This window comes from Candidatus Komeilibacteria bacterium CG_4_10_14_0_2_um_filter_37_10 (assembly GCA_002793075.1).
Classification (GTDB): Bacteria; Patescibacteriota; Patescibacteriia; order UBA1558; family UBA1558; genus UM-FILTER-37-10.
The window spans coordinates 1-1,036 of the sequence record PFPO01000037.1 but is presented as its reverse complement, the minus strand read 5'-3'; the positions used below and the strand labels follow the sequence as shown (position 1 = coordinate 1,036).

Annotated in this window: 3 protein-coding genes; all 3 read left to right on the top strand. The window is 34.6% G+C overall.

Translation table 11 applies throughout. From position 1 onward, the window contains the following. Positions 1-48 precede the first annotated feature (48 nt). On the top strand, positions 49-558 hold the full coding sequence (locus COX77_01925) for a hypothetical protein (GenBank protein ID PIZ99294.1): 510 nt from the start codon (positions 49-51) through the stop codon (positions 556-558). 35 nt (positions 559-593) lie between these two features. Continuing rightward, positions 594-860: a hypothetical protein gene (locus COX77_01920; protein ID PIZ99293.1), complete on the top strand. Its 267-nt coding sequence runs from the start codon at positions 594-596 to the stop codon at positions 858-860. Beyond that, a partial coding sequence (locus COX77_01915; GenBank protein PIZ99292.1) for a hypothetical protein occupies positions 857-1,036 on the top strand: 180 nt, incomplete at its 3' end. The genes COX77_01920 and COX77_01915, both read left to right, overlap by 4 nt.

Here is a 1,036-nt window from a genome sequence, read left to right as displayed (position 1 = left end):
TTGCTATTATAATAGTTAAGGTATTTGATTTACATTAAGGAGGGTATTATGACAGCGAAAAAAGAACACGATTTTCGACAAGATATTATTATGGTTTTACTTTTCATCCTTTTAATCTTGTTTTTAGGTGTTGGTTGTATTTATTTCTACTGGCAAAATAGTGAAAGCCAGAAACTAGCCAAAAGTAACGATGCGGCAATCACAAATATTATCAAATCTCTCAGAGCATCTGTAAATGCGCAAAAGTTTAATCTGAGCGATCCCACGAACTCTACAATTGAAAACACGAAAGTAGCCTCGGTCAATCTTTCAGAGAAGAAAGTTGCTGTTTTGGACAAGAACAATAAGGAAGTTTCGCTTTTAGTTACGAGTAACTCAAAAATTCAAGAAGTGTTGATAGCTGAAGGGAAGGCTGAAAAATGGATAGATGTTAGTATCGCAGATGTTCTAAAAGATGCAAGCACGACAGTGATTCACAATAAAAACCATGAAGTAGAATATATGCTACTGGTTTATATAAATTTATATGAAGTAATAGATATTTCTACTATACTATAGAAAACTATATTAACCAGCTCCATTCAGAAAAGGGTATGAAGCTAACAAATCAAATGTACTCCTCCCTCAAATTCATCTCAAGATGGAAACATTGCACACCTCAAGAGGCCTTAGACAATCTACTAAGAAGAGAGACAAAACACATCCTCGCAAACCTTTCCTGGAATTATATCATCAGTCAGATTAATGGCAAACAGTATAAACATTTCGCTGGAAAACTTCCAACAAAAAAAATGATGAGAGAACGAAGGAAAGCAAGACTTTCCGGAAAGAAAACACTTAAGTCAATGGTGAGAACATGAAAGTAATATTTGATTTAGAGAAAGACGATTTTCATAAACTTGAATGCATGCAGGAAGCTGTGAATAAAAGGTTGGGGATTACTCCTTCAATTATTCTACCCATGGAAGAAGCAGTACTTCTTGGTATCATCAATGGATTGAATGCACAATTTGGAATAAGTATTCCTGTAGAAGGC